This window comes from Massilia putida (genome assembly GCF_001941825.1).
Taxonomy (GTDB): domain Bacteria; phylum Pseudomonadota; class Gammaproteobacteria; order Burkholderiales; family Burkholderiaceae_D; genus Telluria; species Telluria putida.
The window spans coordinates 398,244-416,313 of the sequence record NZ_CP019037.1 but is presented as its reverse complement, the minus strand read 5'-3'; the positions used below and the strand labels follow the sequence as shown (position 1 = coordinate 416,313).

Here is an 18,070-nt window from a genome sequence, read left to right as displayed (position 1 = left end):
AACAGAAAGTGAGCCACATGAGTACATTCGAATTCTGGTATGACCACGTCGGTGTCAGCGTGCCCGACCTGGAACAGGCGATCCAATGGTGGGAACATGTCCTCGACTTCAAGCTGGAGCGGCGCAATGCGATCGACGCCATCCCGGCACAGATCGCCATCCTGAAGAACGGTAACCTGCGCGTGGAGCTGTTCGAGGTTCCAGGTGCCAAAGCGGCGTCCGAAGAACGCTTTCAGCCAAATCAGGATGTGCGGACCCACGGCAACAAGCACATCAGTTTCGCGGTGGAGGACGTGGTGGCGCTGTCGGAGGCGATCCGCGCACGGGGTGCCGACATCGTGTGGGTCAAGACCTTTACGTTCGGCTCCAACATGTTCATCCGAGACAACGCGGGCAACTTGATCGAATTCGTGCAGCGTCCGAAGCCCATGTTCGAGGCCAGCACCTTGCAGGCAGGCCATGGCGACCACGTTTGATTATATTGTCGTCGGCAGCGGTTCGGCCGGCTCGGTGCTTGCGAACCGCCTCAGCGCCGATCCGGCCAACCGCGTGCTGTTGCTTGAGGCTGGCGGCATGGACGACAAGTCGACCGTGCCGATGCCCGCGGCCTTCTATGCCCTGTTGAAGGATCCTTCGGTCAGCTGGCAATACGAGAGCGAGGCCGCGCCGCATGCCGGCGGACGGCGTTTTCCGCTGCAACGCGGCAAGGTGCTCGGCGGAACGGGCACCGTCAACGGCATGACGTATTCGCGGGGCGACGCCGCCGACTACGACGAATGGCACGCGCTCGGTTGCGACGGCTGGGGCTATGAGGACGTGCTGCCCTACTTTAAGAAGGCCGAATCGAACTGGCGCGGCGAAACGGCCTACCACGGCGGCAGCGGACCGATGAGCGTGGTGCGCGCGAACAACGAGCGCGATCCCTTCTATCCGGCGATGATGGCGGGTGCGCGCGAACTCGGCTGTCCGATCAACGACGATATCTGCGGCCCGAGTTCGGAAGGCTTCGCGCAGGTGGAGTTTTCGATCACGAAAAAGGGCAGGCGCGCCAGCTCGGCCCGCGCCTACCTGCATCCGGCGCTGAAGCGCCGCAATCTCACGCTGGCACTGCACGCCCTGGCCCAACGCGTCCTGCTGGACAACCATCGCGCGGTCGGCGTCGAGTACCTACAGGACGGCAGGCTGCTGCGCGCCCACGCGAGGCGCGAAGTGATCCTGTGCGGCGGCGCCTATAACTCGCCTCAATTGCTGATGCTGTCGGGCATAGGCCCGGCTGACGAACTGGCGCGGGTCGGCATCGAACCCTGCCTGAACCTGCACGGGGTAGGGCAGAACCTGCAAGACCACGCGGTCGTCGCCATGAGTTACCAGGCACGCGGCAATATCAGCTTCCACCGCGAGCTGCGCTTCGACCGGACGCTCTTGTCGGCACTGCGCTGGAAACTGTTCGGCACCGGACCGCTGGCGCAACTACCCCTGACCTGCTGGGCGTTCCGGAAGACGTTGCCGGCGCTCGCCAAGGCCGACGTGCAATTCTTCTTCAGTCCGGTCGCGCTGAATGCCCAGCTGTGGTTCCCCTGCATACGCGAAGGCGTCGGCCACGTGGTCACCGCGCGCAACGCGCTGCGCTATCCCCTTAGCCGGGGCACCGTCACGCTGCGTTCGGCGCGGGCGGGTGACGCGCCACTCGTGCAAACCGGCCTGCTCGGCGAACCCGAGGATGTCGCCGCGCTGGTGCGCGCCGTACGGCAGACCCGCCAACTGATGGCGACAACCCGTCTCGCGCCGCTGCTGGAACGGGAAATCAGTCCCGGCCCGGCATTGCAGAGCGACGCCGAGCTTGAAGCGTTCGTGCGCGAGAACGCGCGTCCGTCCTGCCATCCCAGCGGCACCTGCGCCATGGGCGTCGGCCTGGATGCGGTGGTCGATCCACAATTGCGGGTGCACGGTATTGCCGGCCTGCGCGTCGCCGATGCGTCCGTGATGCCGCGCATTGTCGGCGGCAACCTGAACGCCCCGGTGATCATGATCGCGGAAAAGGCGGCCGATATGATCTTGCAAGCGCAGCGTTGCGGGGCCGCACAGGCGGCACCGGCCATGGCGGACGGCGCCGCGATCTCGCTATGACGACCGGCTGGTGCGATGGTTCCGGCGTCGGCATTCACTACGAATCGAGCGGCAGCGGCGCTCGTACGCTGGTGTTCATCCACGAGCTGGGCGGCTCCCTGCGCAGCTGGGATGCACTGGCCGCTGTCTTCGGCACGCGCTTTCGCTGCCTGCGCTACGACCAGCGCGGCGCCGGTGCGTCCGAGAAGGTGCGTGCTCCATTTGGCGTGGACGACCAGGTGGCTGACCTGTGCGCGCTGCTGGACCACCTGGACCTGCCACCCCCCTATGTCTTGGTCAGTCTCGCCGCCGGCGCTACCACTGCGCTCGCGTTCGCCAGCCGCGCTCCGCGTTCAGTGGCGGCGCTGGTGCTATGCGCCCCGGCGACCGGCGTCGACCCGGCACGCCGTGAATATCTGGAGGCGCGGGCCGAGGTGGCGGTCCGGCAGGGCATGCGCGCGATCGCCGATGCAACCCTGGCGCGCTCGTATCCGCCCGTGGCGACGCGCGACGCCGACGTGTTCCGGCGTTATCGGGCACGCTTCCTCGCCAGCGACCCTGTCGGCTATGCCCACGCCAACCGCGCCCTGGTCAATTTCATGCTCGATGACGTGATCGGGACGATCAACATGCCATGCCTGCTGTTGGCGGGTGCGCATGATCCCTTGCGGCCGTGGACCGAGGTGGCCGCGTTGGGCCGGCGCCTGCCGCATGCCACGCTGGTCGGCATCGACGCGGGCCATTTGATGGCGGTGCAGCATCCCGCGGCCGTCGCCGCGGCGATGGAGGATTTTCTAGGTAGACACGGGCTGGCGGAGAAGCCCGATAGGGAGAGTGAACATGAGGCTTGATAAGGCGCTGCTGCTGGTGATGATGGAAGCGCCGGCGGACATGGAAGCAGAGTTCCACGACTGGTACGACACCGAGCATTTGCCGCAGCGTCTGGGCTTGCCCGGTGTGGAGAGTGGCGCGCGCTGGGTCTGCGTCGAGGGCTGGCCGCGCTGGATGGCGCTGTACGACCTGGCGTCGAGCGCCGCGCTCGAGACCCCGGAGTACCTGGCGGTCTCCGGTGCCAACTCGACGCCCTGGTCGAAGCGCGTGTTGCCGCGCACGGTTGGGCGCAGCCGCGCTTGCCTGCACGCGGTTGCCGTCCACGACGGGCCGGCCGGTGCCGGTGCGCCGGCGCGCCTGTTGCTGGCGCGCTTTCCGCAGCAGGGCTTGGAAAGGCGGGCGATCCTGATCGAGGCGCTCAACGCCGGCCTGGCCCGGCACCGGGCCTTGCGGCAGGTTCGATATTTCGCGCTCGGCGACATCCTGTATGCGATTGCCAGCTTCGACAGGGTCGTCGCGACGGCCGCGTTGGCGGATGTGATCGAACAGCTGCCGGCAGCCGCCGACCTGGTGAATCATTACGCGCCTTACCAGCGCGGCTGACGCAAAAGGAGAAGCATGACATGGTGATGGAACGATTCGCAACCAGGGACGGCGTCGATATCGCCTACCGTATCGATGGCCGGGGCAATCTGCCCTGGCTGGTATTCAGTAATTCACTGGCCACCAACCTGTCCATGTGGGACCGCCAGGTGGACTACCTGCGACGCCATTTCCGCATCCTGCGCTACGACCAGCGTGGCCATGGTGGCTCGGCCGTGCCGGCGGAACCGTGCACGTTCGACCTCCTGATCGACGACCTGGTCGCCCTGATGGACCACGTGGCGATCGAGCGTGCGGCACTGGTCGGCGTATCGATGGGCGCCGTGACGGTGCTCGGCGTGGCGGCACGCCATCCACGGCGCGTCGAGCGTGTGCTTGCGTGCGACGGCCAGTGGGTCGCGCCGCCGGGCGCGGCGCATGCATGGGAGGAGCGCATCGCCATCGCGTGCGACGCCGGCATGGCCGCGCTGGCCGGGCCGACGGCGGCACGGTGGTTGACCGCGTCGTTCATGGCGCGGCCATCGGCGGCGCTGGACGACATCCTGCACATGATCGCCGCCACGCCGGCCGAGGGCTTCATCCGGTGTGCCAGGGCCCTGCAGGCATATGACCTGCGGGAGGAAATCACCGGTATTCGCGTACCGTGCATGTTGCTCGCCGGGGCCGAGGATGGCGGTTTGCCGGCCGTCATGCGGCGCATGGCCGAGGCCATCCCCGGCGCCGCGTATGCCGAGATCGGCGAGGCCGGCCACTTGCCGAATCTCGAGCGTCCGGTCGTGTTCAACACGAGGATCTCGAGCTTCCTGTTGGGCGGGCAGGCGCAATCGATGGAGGCTTGCGCATGAGCCGGCTGGAGATGCCGGCGCGCGAGGCGATGAACGCGCGTCAGCGCGAGGTCTACGACGCCACCGTAAGCGGCCCACGCGGCAAGGCGCCTGCGCCGCTGGCGGCATGGCTGGCCAGCCCCGAACTCGCCAGTCGAGCGCAGCACCTGGGCGAACTGGTCCGCTACGGCACGTCGCTGCCGGCCTCCCTGTCGGAGCTCGCCATCCTGGTCACGGCGCGTCACTGGAACGCGCACTACGAATGGTATGCGCACAAGAACGAAGCCCTCAAGGCCGGACTCAACCCGGGGCTCATCGATGCCATCGCGGCCGGCGTTGCTCCCGGTTTCGGGGATGCCGCCGAGCGGGTGATCTACCGCTTCACCGTCCAGATGCACGAGCAGAAGCGTGTCGACGACGCGCTGTACGCCGAGGCGGTGGAATTGCTGGGCACGACAGCGGTGGTGGAACTGGTGGGCATCGTCGGCTATTACACGCTGGTGGCGATGACACTGAATGTGTTCGATATCGGCCTGCCACCGGGCGTTGCTCCCGACTTGCCGGTTTTGCCGCCGCCCAAGCCGTGAACGGCCTACAATGTGCCTGGCTGAATGGATGAACGGAGGTCGGCATGGATTTGGCCAAGTTGCAGATGTTTGTGAAGATCGCGGAGCTGGGAAGCCTGTCGAAGGCGTCGGCCCAATACGACATGGGTGCCTCGACGCTGAGCCGGCAAATGTCGGCGTTCGAGGCCGAATACAAGGGGCGCCTGTTCCTGCGCACGGGACGCGGCCTCGTCCTGACGGAACTGGGCCAGAAAATCCTGCCGCGGGCGCGCGAGCTCCTCGCCGACGCGGACCGCCTGGCCGCCGAGATCCGCGGCAGCGCCGGCGTACCGCGCGGGACGGTGCGCTTGGCGGTGGTGCCGTCGGTCACGGCGCCACTGGTGGCCCGGATCATCCTCGAAGCGCAGCGCCGCTATCCTGAGGTCACACTGCATGTCACCGAGGCGTTCAGCGGCCAGATCGAAGAATGGTTGGCGCTCGGACGTGTCGACCTCGGCTTCGTCTTGCGGCCCAGCGCCAACAGCGTCACCGAGAAGCCGCTGGCGCGTTCGCAACTGTGCGTGGTGGGCCCGGCCGGCGACAGCCTGACGGCACCTGACGAAGTCGACTTTTCGTGCCTCGACGGCCAGTCCATCCTGTTGCCTTCGCAGCCCAGCAATTTCAGATCCTTCCTCGAGCAGATAGCACGCCGTAACGGCGTCACCTTCAAGGTGGCTGCCGAGATCGATTCAGTGGCCATCATGAAGGAAGTCGTGGCCGCAGGTGTCGGATATGCTTTGCTGTCGGCATCCACCGTCCAACAGGAGGTCCAGCAACAGCGCCTGAGCATCGCACGCCTGATCAATCCGAAAGTGTCGCGCCAGGTGTACTTGAGCACCACCGCCCAGAAATCCGGCGATTTGGCGACGCGGGAAATCTCGCGCCTGATCCGGCAGGTCAGCGAGGAATTGCTGGGTGTGGTCGAGGAACCGTCGACCGGCGATGCGGCACCGGACGAGTCTGTTTCCCCGGCGGCGGAGGCATTCTACGTGCCGAATCCGGAGTAGCGGCGGCGCCTCACGTCAGTCGTTGAACAGGTTCTTGACCATCTGCCTGAGCCAGACGTTCGCCGAATCCGCATGCATCACGGTATGCCAGTGCTGCATGAGGTGGAAGGAGGGCGGCTTCAACGGGGGATCGAGAAGCCGGACCTTGGCCAGCGTGGCGAACACGTGGCCGATGTCGCGTGGGACCGTGGCGATCAGGTCCGAGCTCGAAATGATCGTCAGCAGGCTCGCGAAATGCGAGAGTTCGGCGCGCACGTCGAGCTTGATGTTCTTGCTGTTGAGGTACTGCTCGAACAGGTGGGTGCGGCCGGCCGGGCGCACGAGCGCGTGCGACTCCTGCATGAACTGGTCGACGGTCAGGGTGTCATGGATGCGCGGATGGTCGGCGCGGACCATGCAGGCAAACGTGTTCTTGAACAGCCGCTGCTGGTAGAAGCCCGGTTTGGCCAGGTCGGGGAAGTACCCGATCGCCAGGTCCGCCTGGCCGAGTTCCAGCGCCTCGCCCGCACCTTCCGAGGAGATCGCGACCGATCGGATGGCAATGTGCGGAGCGTGAGCCTGAAGATGGGCCAGGATCTTCGGCATGAACACGGTTTCGCCGATATCGGGCGTGATGACGGTGAAGACCCGGTGCGCCGTCGTCGGATCGAATGCCGGTTGCTGCAGCACTTCCAGGCGCACCATTTCCAATATTTTCTTGACCGGTTCGGACAACTGCAGCGCACGCGGCGTCGGCCGCATGCCGTGCCCGGTGCGCACGAAGAGCGGGTCGCCCAGCTGGCTGCGCATCTTGGACAGCGCGGCGCTCATGGCCGGCTGGCTCAGGTCCAGGGCGTGCCCGGCGCGCGTCACGCTCTGGTGCTGCAGCATCGCGTCGAACACCACAAGCACGTTCAGGTCGAGGTCTGCGATATTCAAAATTTGGATTCCTAAAATCGAGCAAAGCGGCTTTTCCGATTATTCCTCCAAACGTACCATGCGTCAATCGATGGGGGAAACCGGCCATGACCAACCGGTCCCGAGTCCTAAAAATACGTCGGCCGGTGCCATGTGCGCTGCGTCGTCAAGGAGACAATCAATGGCAACAAGACTAGACGTGCGCGAGGAAATCGAAGGCGCAGAGATCAGCAGCTTTCACTGGAAGCTCGGGGCCCTCATCGGCATCATCATGTTTTTCGACGGGTATGAACTCTTCAATGCGGCGTATGCGATCCCGCTCATCCTGAAATCATGGCATCCGCAGCCGTCGCAAATCGGCATGATGCTGTCGAGCGGGATCGTCGGACTGTCGATCGGCTCGGTATTGCAAGGCCTGCTGGCCGACCGGATCGGCAGGCGCAAGGTAATGCTGTGGGCGCTGTATGGCATGGGACTGGCGAGCCTGTCGCTCGCGGCTGTCGCACAAAATCCGCTGCAATTCGCCGGATTGCGCCTGTGCCTGGGTACCGCACTGGGCATGATTACGCCGCTGACGATTTCCTACATCAACGAGTGGGCGCCTCGGCGGAGCGCGAATGTCTATACCATCTGGGTGTTCCAGTTCGGATTTAGCCTCGGCGGCATCATGGCCGGTTTTGCCGGCGCTTTCCTGGCGACCTCATTCGGTTGGCAGGCAATCTATTATGCCGGTGCCATTTCGATTGCCGTTGCCGTGGCGGCCCACTGCTGGCTGCCGGAATCCGCACAATACCTGGCGGCGAAACGCGACTTCGACGGCATCGGTCGTGTCCTGGCGCAGCTTCGTCCGGCACGCAAGCACTTGTACGACGGCGCGGAATTCACGACCGCGGCAGCGCGCCGTGCGGCACCGGTCGCGACGCTGCTGCAGGCGCCGTACCGCCGCAAGACCATTGTCGCGTGGCTGTCGGGCGCGCTCAGCCTGTTCTGCGTCCATGGCCTGACCGGATGGTTGCCGACCCTGCTCGTGCAGCGTGGTGAAGCGATGTCGTCCGCCGCCACGTATGGCGCCTTGATCATGACCGCGGCCTTGTTCGGGGGCATTGGGAGCGGCACGGTAGCCGATCTCACCAGGAGCCGGGTCAAGGCCATGGTGATCTGGTGGTTCATGGCCGCGTTGGCGATGCTCGCCCTCAGCCATGCACACGGCACGGTCATGATGATGGTGTTGGTGGCAGCCGCCGGCTTCTTCGTGTTCGGCGGGCAGTCGGTGCAGAACAACTATATCGCGATGATCTACCCCACCGAGGTGCGCAGCACAGGCGTCGGACTTGCGGTTGGCATCAACCGCGTCGGCGGCATGCTCGGTCCGCTCGTCATCGGTCTGGTCAAGTCGGTCAACCCGGATCCGACCTATACCTTCTATGTGCTTGCCGCCTCCCTGCTCCTGGCATGCATGTCCTTCCTGATCGTCCGTGGCGGCGTGAAGGACGGACCCGATGGCGTCGCGGCGGCAGCCGAACCGGGCGCCTTGCAGGTATCGCTCGCCGAGGACTGAACGTCTTCGCGGTGGCGGCGCCGGCGCGAGGCCGGTGGCCGCCCGCGCACCACATTCCGATTTTATGGAGAACATTGACATGAACGAAGCTCTTGACCGGGCCTCGGGCCCGACCCTGGCCGAGGCAAACGCGATTCTTGCCGGCGCGCTAGATTCGGCGCGCGCGGACGGATTGCCGCCGGTGGCCGTGGTGGTATTGGACGCCTCGGGCCATCCGGTCGCCCTGCAGCGCGAGGATGGCGCCACCATGCTGCGCGTCGACATCGCGCTCGGCAAGGCCTACGCCGCCGCCGGCATGGGCGTGGCCAGCGGCGTCCTGCACCAGCGCGCCCAGGACAACCCGGTGTTCTTCAATGCCTTGGCGTCCTCCAGTCAGGGCCGTTTCATCCCCCAGGCCGGCGCCGTGGCGATCCGTAACGCAAACGGCACCCTGATCGGTGCGGTCGGCGCCAGCGGCGGCACCGGCGCCCAGGACGAGGCGATCTGCGCGGCCGGCGTGGCCGCAGCGGGACTGGTGTCCGCATGAGCGCCGCACCTCGGCACAAGGACGGCTGCGGCTGCGGTATCGACGTGCACGCGCACGTGATCCCGCACGACCTGCCGCGCCACCTCGGCAACGTCGTGCCCGCGTCCTGGCCGTCGATGGCGCCGGCGCACGCGTGCCATCGCCACGTGATCATCGCCGGCAAGGTGTATCGCACCGTGTCCGAGCGCGCCTGGAGCCCGACGCGGCGTATCGAGGACATGGACCCGATGGGCCTCGCCGTCCAGGCGATCTCGCCGATGCCGGAACTGCTGTCGTACTGGATGGACGGCGCCGCGGCGGCGCAGCTGCTGCGCTACATGAACGAACAAATCGCGGAGATGGCCGCGCTGTCGGGGGGGCGCCTGGTCGGCATGGGTGCCGTGCCGCTGCAGGACCTCGACCTCGCGCTGGCCGAACTCGATCACGCCGTCGACAAACTCGGCTTCAAGGCCATCGAAGTGGGCAGCAATATCAATGAAAAACCGGTGGGCGCGCCCGAATTCGCGCCGTTCTTCGCCGCCTGTGCCGAGAAAGGCGCCGCCGTGTTCGTCCATGCGCTCAAGCCCGCAGGCGCCGAGCGTCTCGTCGGTCCCGAGAAACTGCTGCCGGCCCTCGCGTACCCGACCGATGTCGGCCTCGCCGCCGCGTCCGTCCTGACGTCGAACCTGATCGGCCGCCTGCCCGCGCTGAAGATGGCGTTCAGCCATGGAGGCGGCACGCTGGCGTCGCTGCTGCCGCGCCTCGAGCAGGCGCGCCGGGTGTTTCCCGACCTGCGCGACGCGATGCCCGAAAGCCCGTCCGAGCAGGCGCGCCGGCTGTTCTACGACACGCTGGTGTTCGACGCGCCGACACTGCGGCATCTCGTCGACCGCTTCGGCGCGTCGCAGCTCATGATCGGCACCGATTACCCGTTCGCCTTCCACGACGCGCGCCCGGTCGACAGCATCGCCGCCGCGATTGCCGACGCCGACGTGCGCGCGCAACTTGTCACCCATAACGCCGCCCGTTTCCTCGGGCTCGACTAAGGAGTCATCCATGCCCGCATCCCCCGCCGGCCAACTGCGCAGCATCGCCATCGGCGTCACCGACCTCGACGCCGCCGAGCGCTTTTACAACGACACCTGGCATTTGCAGACCGTCGCCAGGACCACCGACGCCGTGTACCTGCGCGGTGCCGGCAGCTTTCATCATATTCTCGCGCTCCACAAAGACGACGCGCCGGTCGTGCGCAACGTGACGTTCAGCGTGGCCGACCGCACCGACCTCGATACGATCGCGGCGCGCGTGCCGGGCGCCGGCGGCCGGGTGCTGTCCGGTCCCGCGCCGGTCGACGAGCCGGGCGGCGGCACGGCCGTCACCATCGCCGACCCGCAGGGCCGCATCCTGCGCTTCGTGCACGGCGACGAGCGCCATACCGAACGGGCGCACCGCGACGCGCCGAGCCGCATCACGCACGTCGTGTTCAACAGCGCCGACGTGGCCGTCGCCCAGCGCTTCTTCGAGGAGGCTCTCGGGTTCCGGCTCTCCGACCGCACGAAAGTCATGGCGTTCATGCGCTGCAACCGCGACCACCACAGCATCGCGCTGGCCGACAGCGATGCCGACACGCTGAATCACATCGCCTTCGTGATGCCCGACCTGGACGCCGTCATGCGCGGCGCCGGGCGCATGAACGACGCGGGCTGGCCCATCGAATGGGGCGTGGGCCGCCACGGACCCGGCAACAACGTGTTCTCGTACTTCGTCGGCCCCGACGATTTCGTCATCGAGTACACGGCCGACGTGCTGCAGGTCGACGACACGTACAAGGTCGGCGGCCCCGCGGACTGGAAGTGGCCGCCGGGCCGGTTCGACCAGTGGGGCGTGTCGAAGCCGCCGTCGGACCGCATCAAGCAAGCCCAGAAAAAAATCCGTTTCACCGAACTGTAAGGAAGAGCAATGAAATTCGTCACCTATCGTAGCGGTACCGAAACCCGCCTGGCCGTCGTCGACGGCGAGCACATCGTCGACATCAACCGCGCGGTCCCCGACGTTCCGTCCGACGTGCGTGCCGCGCTGGCCGCCGGCATCGACCTCGTGGCAGCGGCACGGCGCGCCCTCGAAGCGGCCGGCGCCGAACGCCAGCTGCTGGCCGGCGTGGCCCTGGCCCCCGTCGTGCCGGAGCCGGGCAAGACCGTCTGCCTGGGCTTAAACTACTACGACCACGCCGCCGAGAGCGGCCGCGAGAAACCCGTCTATCCGTGGTTCTTCCTGCGCGGGACGACGTCGCTGCTGGCCCACGGCGAAGCATCGCCGCGTCCGCGCGTGTCGGAAAAATTCGACTACGAGGCCGAACTGGCCGTCGTCATCGGCAAGCGCGCCCGCCACGTCAAGCGCGAGGACGCGCTGGACTATGTGTTCGGCTACGCGTGCTTCAACGACATCTCCGTGCGCGATTATCAAAAACGCACGCCGCAGTGGACCATCGGTAAAAACTTCGACCGCACGGGCGCACTGGGCCCCGTCCTGGTGTCCGCCGACGAACTCCCGGCCGGCGGCGTGGGCCTCTCGATCCAGTCGCGCCTGAATGGCCACGTCATGCAGGATGCGAACACGAAGGACATGATCTGGGACGTGGCCGAGACGATCGCGCTGCTGACGGAATGCCTGACGCTGGAGCCGGGCGACGTGATCGCGATGGGTACCCCGGCCGGCGTCGGCCAGTCGCGCACGCCGCCCGTGTGGATGAAGGCCGGCGATACGATCGAGGTCGAGATCGAAGGCGTGGGCCTGCTGCGCAACACGATCGAGGACGAGCAGCCATGAACGGCGAGTATGACGTCGTCGTGGTCGGTTTCGGCCCCTCGGGCGCCGTCGCGGCCGCGCTGCTGGGCCAGGCCGGTATCCGTACGCTTGTCGTGGACCGCAGCCACGAGGTCTACCCGAAGCCGCGCGCCATCGCCCTCGACCACGAGATCATGCGCGTATTCCAGAACCTGGGCCTGGCGGACGCCGTCGCGCCGCACTGCGAACCGTTCACGCCCTCCGAGTACTACGGTGTCGACGGCAGCCTGATCAAGCGTCTCGCCACCGTGGAGCCGCCGTACCCGCTGGGCCACACGCCGTCGATGGTGTTCACGCAACCGCCGGTGGAGGCGGCGCTGCGCGAGCACGTGCAGGGGCTAGCGTCCGTCGACGTCGTGCTGGGCCGGCGTTTCACCGGCGTCGAGCAAGATGCCGATGGCGCCACGGTGCACTTCGACGAGGGCTCGGTGCGCGCCCGCTACGTGATCGGTTGCGACGGCGCGTCCAGTGCCGTGCGCGACGCCGTCGGCATCACGCTGGAGGACCTGGAATTCGACGAACCATGGCTCGTCGTCGACGTGCAGGTCAACGAACGTGGTCTGGCCAAGCTGCCGCAGACGAGCGTGCAGTATTGCGAGCCGGTGCGCCCATGCACCTACGTGATCGGCCCGGGCAACCACCGGCGCTGGGAAATCTCGCTGCTGCCGGGCGAGGATCCCGCGTACATGGCGAAGGAGGAGGGCGCATGGAGCGTGCTGCGGCGGTGGATCGGTCCCGAGGACGCGACGCTGTGGCGCCAGGCCAGCTACCGCTTCCACGCGCTGGTGGCGCGCGAGTGGCGCGTCGGCCGCGTGTTCATCGCGGGCGACGCCGCGCACCAGCAGCCGCCGTTCCTGGGCCAGGGTATGTGCCAGGGTGTACGCGACGTCGCGAATCTGACGTGGAAGCTGCGGGCCGTGCTCGATGGCGATGTCGATGGCGATGCGGCCGAACGGCTGCTGGACACGTACACGGAAGAGCGGCGCGAACACGTGCGCCGCCTGACCACGCGCATCAAGGAGATCGGCGCCGTCATCTGCGAGCGCGATCCGGCCGCCGCACGTGCGCGCGACGCGGATCTCATCGAGGCGGCCGGCGGGACGATCAGGACCGTGCCGCGCCAGGACATCATTCCTCCCCTGATGGAAGGCCTGCTCGCGCCGAGCGGTGGCAATGGCACAGGTTCGCTGTTCCCGCAGCCGCGCGTCGAAGGCCCGGGCGGCCCGGCGTTGCTGGACGACGTGGTTGGCACCGGCTGGCGCATCGTCACGGACCTGCGTATCGACGAATTGCCGCCGGCACTGGCTGCGCGTGCGACGTCGCTGGGCACGCTCGTCAGCGTCACGCCACGCAACGCCGGATTCGCACGCGTTGCGGGAAGCATCGAGACCCGCGAACTGGACGGCGTCGTCGCCGGCTGGCTGGCGCGGCACGGCTGCCGTGCTGCGATCGTCCGGCCGGACCATTACGTGTTCGGCGTCGCCGCCAGCGCCGGTGCGCTGTTGGAGCTGCTGGGAGGGCTGGAATACCGCCTTGCAGCGTAGGCGGCGCAGGCGGCGCGGGCCAGGGGACGGCGTCCCCGCCCGCAGCGGTCGCACGGGCAGCCGGCGACACGATAACAAGGATTCGAATATCCAAAGGAGACACATGAAAAAGACGACCATGGCAGGATTCGCGCTCGCCGCACTCTCGTCGGGCGCACAAGCCCAGACGAATGTCACGTTCTACGGCCTGATCGACCTCGCCGTGCAATCCGGACGGACCAATGGCGTGACGACGACGCGCGTCGATTCCAGCGCCGTCGCGCCGACGCGCTTCGGCTTCCAGGGCAGCGAAGACCTCGGCGGCGGCACCCAGGCCATCTTCCGCCTCGAAAGCGGATTCAATGCGGACACCGGCGCACTCGCCAACAACGGCGTGCTGTTCGGCCGCGAGGCGTGGGTCGGGCTGAAGGGCAATCTGGGGCAGGTGCAGGTCGGCGTCAACTACACGCCGCTGTTCCTCAGTTATGTGACGTATTCGCTGGGCGAGTTGAACACGCTCGGTTGGGGCAACGCCACCAACAACTTCGTGTTCGTACCGGCGGCGCGCACCGCGAACTCGATACGCTATACCTCGCCCACCTTCGCCGGCCTGACGCTGCGCCTGTTCCACGGACTGGGCAACGAGAACGCCGACGGCCAGCCGCACGGGTTGGGCAAGACGAGTTCCGCCGCGCTGACTTACCGGAACGGTGCGCTCGCGGTGGACGTCGACTATTTGCAGCAGGCCTACGCGAACACGGCGGCTCTCACGGCGGCGACGCCGGCGAAGACCGGCCGCTATTGGCTGCTGGGCGCCTCGTACGATTTCGGACTCGTCAAGCCGGCCCTCATCTATCAGTCTCACTCTCGTAGCAACGATGTGGCGTCGGCGATTAACGCGAGCTTCGCCAATCCCGACAACCATTTCTACGAGCTCAATGCGCTCGTGCGGGCGACGCCGCGCGGCACGCTGCTGGTCAGCTACGGCCAGTACACGAAACGCGCGAGCAGCAGCGGCAATGCGAAGTCGTACGGCTTGCGCCACGACTACCTGCTGTCGAAACGCACGGGTCTGTACGGCGGCATTTCGCGCGTGCAGAACGAGAGCACGGCCAGCTTCACGGTCAGCTCGGCCGGCGGGCCCGGTATCGCGGTGGCCCCGGGACAGAGCATCAACAGCGTCATCTTCGGAACGATCCACCGGTTCTGAACCCCGCCATCTCCATGCCGATAGTCCGGCCCCGTTCGCCCGAACGGGGCCGTTTCATTTGGCTGTGTTCGCGATAATTGAGCAAATGGCCGCTTAACCGAGCTGAACTGCTGCGTACAGCAAGCGGGCGGGTGTCGTCAGTCGGCGCGCATCCAATAACCGCTGCCATCCCGAGTAATTGATTAGATAGCGACTCGCCACACCACGGAACCGCACCAGCCAGCTTTTGAATCGGCTGTGCCAGCTGTTCACATTTTGAATGTGGATCGCGCCGCGCGCCCGGACGCCGGCTTTCACATTCACCGCTTCATGCGTGATGCCGGCCTGCTCTGCGAAATGACGATAGGCGATGGCCCCGTCGCTGATCAGCAGAACGTCGGCGGGCAGCACGGGCGGGAGGTATCGATGCAGTTGCGCCACCGTCACCTGGCCGCGTCCCGTGTAAAAGTCGAGCGTCTGGCCGCTGCGGTCGCGCGCGACGAGCAGACAGTCGTGCTCCCGGTTGATGCCCCGCCGCTGCGCCACGCCACCGCGCCAGCGGTGTGCGGGTGAGTGCGTTATGGGTGCGCCTGCAACCGAGACAGCGGAAGCGCTGCAGTCCGCTCGCCTGGCCGCAGCGGTGCTTGCGGGCGCAACCGCAATGCGGACACGGCCGGCCCGCCGTCGCCTGTTCGATCAGGGCAATGCACTCGGACGGATGGCCGATGCTCGCGAGCCATTCTCGTAACCTGGCCAGGTCGTCTGCGGACAAAGCGACCGCCGACAACATGGCGAACAATTCGTCGAACGTCAGGCTGCGCATCGTTACTCCTCATGAGTTAACTCGACGATGCGTCTGACCTTCACAACGGGTTTCAGTTCACATAAATAACGCGAACACAGCCTTTCATTTCGATATCCCTTAGCGACTTTAACGAGACACCATGAGCTGCCATGGCGGCGTTACCGCATGCCGACGCACCGGATTTCTTGATGCCTCGAACCGTTATAAACGGTTTTTAAAAAGCCCGACGACTCTCTATGATCTCTCGCATGTATCTAACAACAAACGGAGCATGGAGACATGAAGAGCCAACGAGTATTGATCATCGGCGGTGGCATCGGCGGCATGGCCGCCGCCATCAGCCTGCGCAAACGGGGCGACCAGGTCGACCTGGTTGAGCTCGACTCCGACTGGCAGGTGTACGGCGCTGGCATCACGATCAGCGGACCGACGCTGCGCGCTTTCTCCACGCTTGGCATCATCGACCAGGTCATGGACCAGGGCTTTTGCGCAGACGGCGTGCGCCTGTGCGATGCGGATGGAACGCTCCTCACCGAATTGCCGACGCCCCGGCTGGCGGGTATCGATGTCCCGGGTGGCGGTGGCATCCTGCGTCCGGTCCTGGCCAGAATCCTGTCCCAGGCGACACTCGCATCCGGCACGTCGGTGCGCCTGGGCGTCACCTTCGTCGGCATCGAGCAGGACGAGGACGGCGTTGACGTGACGTTCACCGATGGCTCGCGTTCTCGTTACGACCTCGTGATCGGGGCCGACGGTCTCAGCTCCAAGGTGCGTCAGGCCGTGTTCCCGCACGCACCGAAGCCCGAATTCACGGGGCAGGGTTGCTGGCGCGCCCTGGTCCGGCGCCCTGCGGAGATTGACCGTCCACACATGTTCATGGGCCCGCGCGTGAAAGCCGGCGTCAACCCGGTTTCGCAGGACGAGATGTACTTGTTCTTTACCTTGCACGTGCCGGACAACACGTTCATCGATCCCAAGGAGTGGCCGCAGCGCCTGGCGACCGAGCTGGCTGGTTTCGGCGGTCCGGTCGGCGCGATCCGCGACGGCCTGAACGCGGACTCCCGCATCCTTTACCGCCCGCTGGAAACGCTCCTCATCACGTCGCCCTGGTATCAGGGGCGCGTGGTGCTGCTCGGGGACGCCGTGCATGCGACCACGCCGCACCTGGCCTCCGGTGCCGGCGCGGCCGTCGAGGACGCGCTGGTGCTGGCCGAGGAACTGGCGCGCCATCCGGCATCCCTGGCGACCGCACTCGAGGCTTACATGCAGCGCCGCCTTCCACGTGCCCGGCTGATCGTCGAAAACTCGGTGAAGCTAGGCCAGCTGGAACGCTCGCCGGACTCGCGGCAGGCGTTCTCGCAACTGATGCGCGATTCCCAGGCCGCCCTTGCCGGCCCGATCTGATCACAAGACCCAAACAAGGAGCCAATCCAATGAATATCCTCGGACCCGATACCCTGGTGTTCGGTGTCGACGATGTCGCCGCCTGCAAGCAATGCCTGAAGGACTACGGCCTGGTCGAGGTCGCGGCGTCGGACACGCATGGCGTATTCGAAGCACTCGACGGCACGTCGGTGGTCGTACGCCACGACAGCGACCCGGCCCTTCCGCCGCCGATCGGAAAATCGCCCAACATCCGCGCAGTGATCTACGGTGTGAAGGACCGCGCGACGCTTGCGCAGATCAAGGCCGAACTGTCGAAGGACCGCGACGTCCGCGAGGACGCCGACGGATCGATCCATGCCGTCGACGATATCGGCCTGGCGGTTGGCTTCCAGGTCAGCGTACGCCGTCCGTACGAGGCGCCGGCCGTGCCGGTCAACGTGCCTGGCCGTCCAGCCCAACGTCCCGTCAACCAGGTCGCGGCCGATCCCGATGCCGCGCTGCCGGTGCCGCGCAGCCTGTCGCACGTGGTGCTGTTCGTGCCCGACGTCGCTGTCGCCGAGCGTTTCTATGTCGAGCGCCTGGGCTTCCGTGTGTCGGACCGCTTCACCGGGACCGGACCGTTCCTGCGCCCGGCCGGCTGCGCCGACCACCATACGCTGTTCCTGATCCAGGCGCCCGCTTTCATGAAAGGTATCAACCACTTCACCTTTCACATGGGCAGCGTGCACGAACTTCTGCGCGCCGGCGCTGCTTTCGCCGCCAAGGGTTACAAGAGCTTCTGGGGGCCGGGCCGCCACATCTACGGCTCCAACTGGTTCTGGTACTTCAACTCGCCGCTGGGCGGCACGCTGGAGTACGACGCCGACATGGACACCCATGACGACAGCTGGACCCCGCGCGAGTGCACGGCGGCCGAGGACACGTCGCAGGTGTTCCTGTTCAGCCTGCGCGAGCCGTGGTTTCCGAGCGGCGGCAACCATTGAGTGCGGCGCCCCTGCCCGACGCGCCACAACCGCTGTGCCGCCTCGACCAGGTCCCGGACGGCACCGCGCGCGGCTTCGATCCAGGCGGTGCGGGCGAGGATACGGTCTTCGTCATCCGCCGGGGCGAGCGCGTGTATGCCTACCGGAACAGTTGCCCGCACAACGGCCGTCCCCTGGAATACATGCGGCACCGGTTCCTGACGCACGACGGGACGCAGATCATGTGCTATGCGCACGCGGCGCGCTTCGGGATCGAGGATGGGGTCTGCACCCATGGCCCCTGTCTCGGCGCGGCGCTCGACGCACTGCCGGTGCGGGTGGAGCAGGGCGAGATTTTCCTCGACCGGCGCGGTCCGGACGACTGACTGCGCGCCAACGAATACCAGCCACATACCAGCGACATC

19 protein-coding genes are annotated in these 18,070 nt (G+C 66.4%); 17 read left to right on the top strand and 2 right to left on the bottom strand.

The genetic code is table 11. The features are described from left to right. The first annotated feature begins 17 nt into the window (after window positions 1-17). From BVG12_RS02255 to BVG12_RS02225, 7 genes are read left to right on the top strand one after another with little or no spacing between them, the layout of a single operon-like run. Window positions 18-476, top strand: a complete 459-nt coding sequence (locus BVG12_RS02255) for a VOC family protein (RefSeq protein WP_075790963.1) — start codon at window positions 18-20, stop codon at window positions 474-476. Then, a complete protein-coding gene (locus tag BVG12_RS02250; protein ID WP_075790962.1) occupies window positions 460-2,127 on the top strand; it encodes a GMC family oxidoreductase in 1,668 nt (555 codons plus the stop codon). The genes BVG12_RS02255 and BVG12_RS02250 overlap by 17 nt, the downstream gene beginning before the upstream one ends. After that, window positions 2,124-2,957 carry an alpha/beta fold hydrolase gene (locus BVG12_RS02245; protein WP_075790961.1) on the top strand — a complete coding sequence of 278 codons (834 nt, stop codon included), beginning with the start codon at window positions 2,124-2,126 and terminating at the stop codon, window positions 2,955-2,957. The genes BVG12_RS02250 and BVG12_RS02245 overlap by 4 nt, the downstream gene beginning before the upstream one ends. Next, a complete protein-coding gene (locus tag BVG12_RS02240) occupies window positions 2,947-3,540 on the top strand; it encodes a DUF4286 family protein (RefSeq protein WP_075790960.1) in 594 nt (197 codons plus the stop codon). The genes BVG12_RS02245 and BVG12_RS02240 overlap by 11 nt, the downstream gene beginning before the upstream one ends. Window positions 3,541-3,566: 26 nt before the next feature. Next, the gene (locus BVG12_RS02235; RefSeq protein WP_075791028.1) at window positions 3,567-4,385 is read left to right on the top strand and encodes an alpha/beta fold hydrolase; all 819 of its coding nucleotides are present in this window, start codon (window positions 3,567-3,569) and stop codon (window positions 4,383-4,385) included. Next, window positions 4,382-4,951: a carboxymuconolactone decarboxylase family protein gene (locus BVG12_RS02230; RefSeq protein ID WP_075790959.1), complete on the top strand. Its 570-nt coding sequence runs from the start codon at window positions 4,382-4,384 to the stop codon at window positions 4,949-4,951. The genes BVG12_RS02235 and BVG12_RS02230 overlap by 4 nt, the downstream gene beginning before the upstream one ends. 44 nt (window positions 4,952-4,995) lie before the next feature. After that, entirely contained in the window at window positions 4,996-5,976 is a 981-nt protein-coding gene (locus BVG12_RS02225; RefSeq protein WP_075790958.1) for a LysR family transcriptional regulator, read from the top strand. A gap of 15 nt (window positions 5,977-5,991) precedes the next feature. On the opposite strand, the gene BVG12_RS02220 is transcribed toward BVG12_RS02225, so the two are convergent. After that, window positions 5,992-6,894, bottom strand: a complete 903-nt coding sequence (locus tag BVG12_RS02220; RefSeq protein ID WP_083684405.1) for a LysR family transcriptional regulator — start codon at window positions 6,892-6,894, stop codon at window positions 5,992-5,994. 160 nt (window positions 6,895-7,054) lie between these two features. Here BVG12_RS02220 and BVG12_RS02215 point away from each other — a divergent pair, with 160 nt between their 5' ends. The 7 genes from BVG12_RS02215 to BVG12_RS02185 all read left to right on the top strand — a co-directional run bounded on the left by BVG12_RS02215 (window position 7,055) and on the right by BVG12_RS02185 (window position 14,513). Next, window positions 7,055-8,431, top strand: coding sequence for an MFS transporter (locus tag BVG12_RS02215; RefSeq protein WP_075790957.1), 1,377 nt, complete (start codon window positions 7,055-7,057; stop codon window positions 8,429-8,431). Between the two features lie 79 nt (window positions 8,432-8,510). After that, a complete protein-coding gene (locus tag BVG12_RS02210; protein WP_075790956.1) occupies window positions 8,511-8,957 on the top strand; it encodes a GlcG/HbpS family heme-binding protein in 447 nt (148 codons plus the stop codon). Continuing rightward, window positions 8,954-9,982, top strand: a complete 1,029-nt coding sequence (locus BVG12_RS02205; protein WP_075790955.1) for an amidohydrolase family protein — start codon at window positions 8,954-8,956, stop codon at window positions 9,980-9,982. The genes BVG12_RS02210 and BVG12_RS02205 overlap by 4 nt, the downstream gene beginning before the upstream one ends. A gap of 10 nt (window positions 9,983-9,992) precedes the next feature. Next, the gene (locus BVG12_RS02200; protein WP_075790954.1) at window positions 9,993-10,886 is read left to right on the top strand and encodes a VOC family protein; all 894 of its coding nucleotides are present in this window, start codon (window positions 9,993-9,995) and stop codon (window positions 10,884-10,886) included. A gap of 9 nt (window positions 10,887-10,895) precedes the next feature. Then, on the top strand, window positions 10,896-11,762 hold the full coding sequence (locus BVG12_RS02195) for a fumarylacetoacetate hydrolase family protein (protein ID WP_075790953.1): 867 nt from the start codon (window positions 10,896-10,898) through the stop codon (window positions 11,760-11,762). Then, window positions 11,759-13,324, top strand: a complete 1,566-nt coding sequence (locus tag BVG12_RS02190) for a bifunctional 3-(3-hydroxy-phenyl)propionate/3-hydroxycinnamic acid hydroxylase (RefSeq protein ID WP_075790952.1) — start codon at window positions 11,759-11,761, stop codon at window positions 13,322-13,324. Before BVG12_RS02195 ends, BVG12_RS02190 begins: the two co-directional genes overlap by 4 nt. Window positions 13,325-13,427: 103 nt before the next feature. Further along, complete coding sequence (locus BVG12_RS02185; RefSeq protein WP_075790951.1) at window positions 13,428-14,513, top strand: porin; 1,086 nt, start codon at window positions 13,428-13,430, stop codon at window positions 14,511-14,513. Between the two features lie 93 nt (window positions 14,514-14,606). Here the strand turns inward: BVG12_RS02185 and BVG12_RS35755 are convergent, their stop codons facing one another. Further along, complete coding sequence (locus BVG12_RS35755; RefSeq protein WP_370662808.1) at window positions 14,607-15,038, bottom strand: IS1595 family transposase; 432 nt, start codon at window positions 15,036-15,038, stop codon at window positions 14,607-14,609. Between the two features lie 538 nt (window positions 15,039-15,576). Here BVG12_RS35755 and BVG12_RS02175 point away from each other — a divergent pair. From BVG12_RS02175 to BVG12_RS02165, 3 genes are read left to right on the top strand one after another with little or no spacing between them, the layout of a single operon-like run. Beyond that, the gene (locus tag BVG12_RS02175; RefSeq protein ID WP_075790950.1) at window positions 15,577-16,701 is read left to right on the top strand and encodes an FAD-dependent oxidoreductase; all 1,125 of its coding nucleotides are present in this window, start codon (window positions 15,577-15,579) and stop codon (window positions 16,699-16,701) included. A 29-nt stretch (window positions 16,702-16,730) separates the two neighbouring features. Next, window positions 16,731-17,666 (top strand): VOC family protein, encoded by a 936-nt coding sequence (locus tag BVG12_RS02170; protein WP_075790949.1) that lies wholly within the window; start codon window positions 16,731-16,733, stop codon window positions 17,664-17,666. Next, window positions 17,663-18,031 carry a Rieske (2Fe-2S) protein gene (locus BVG12_RS02165; protein WP_229503628.1) on the top strand — a complete coding sequence of 123 codons (369 nt, stop codon included), beginning with the start codon at window positions 17,663-17,665 and terminating at the stop codon, window positions 18,029-18,031. The genes BVG12_RS02170 and BVG12_RS02165 overlap by 4 nt, the downstream gene beginning before the upstream one ends. The last annotated feature ends 39 nt before the right edge of the window (window positions 18,032-18,070 follow it).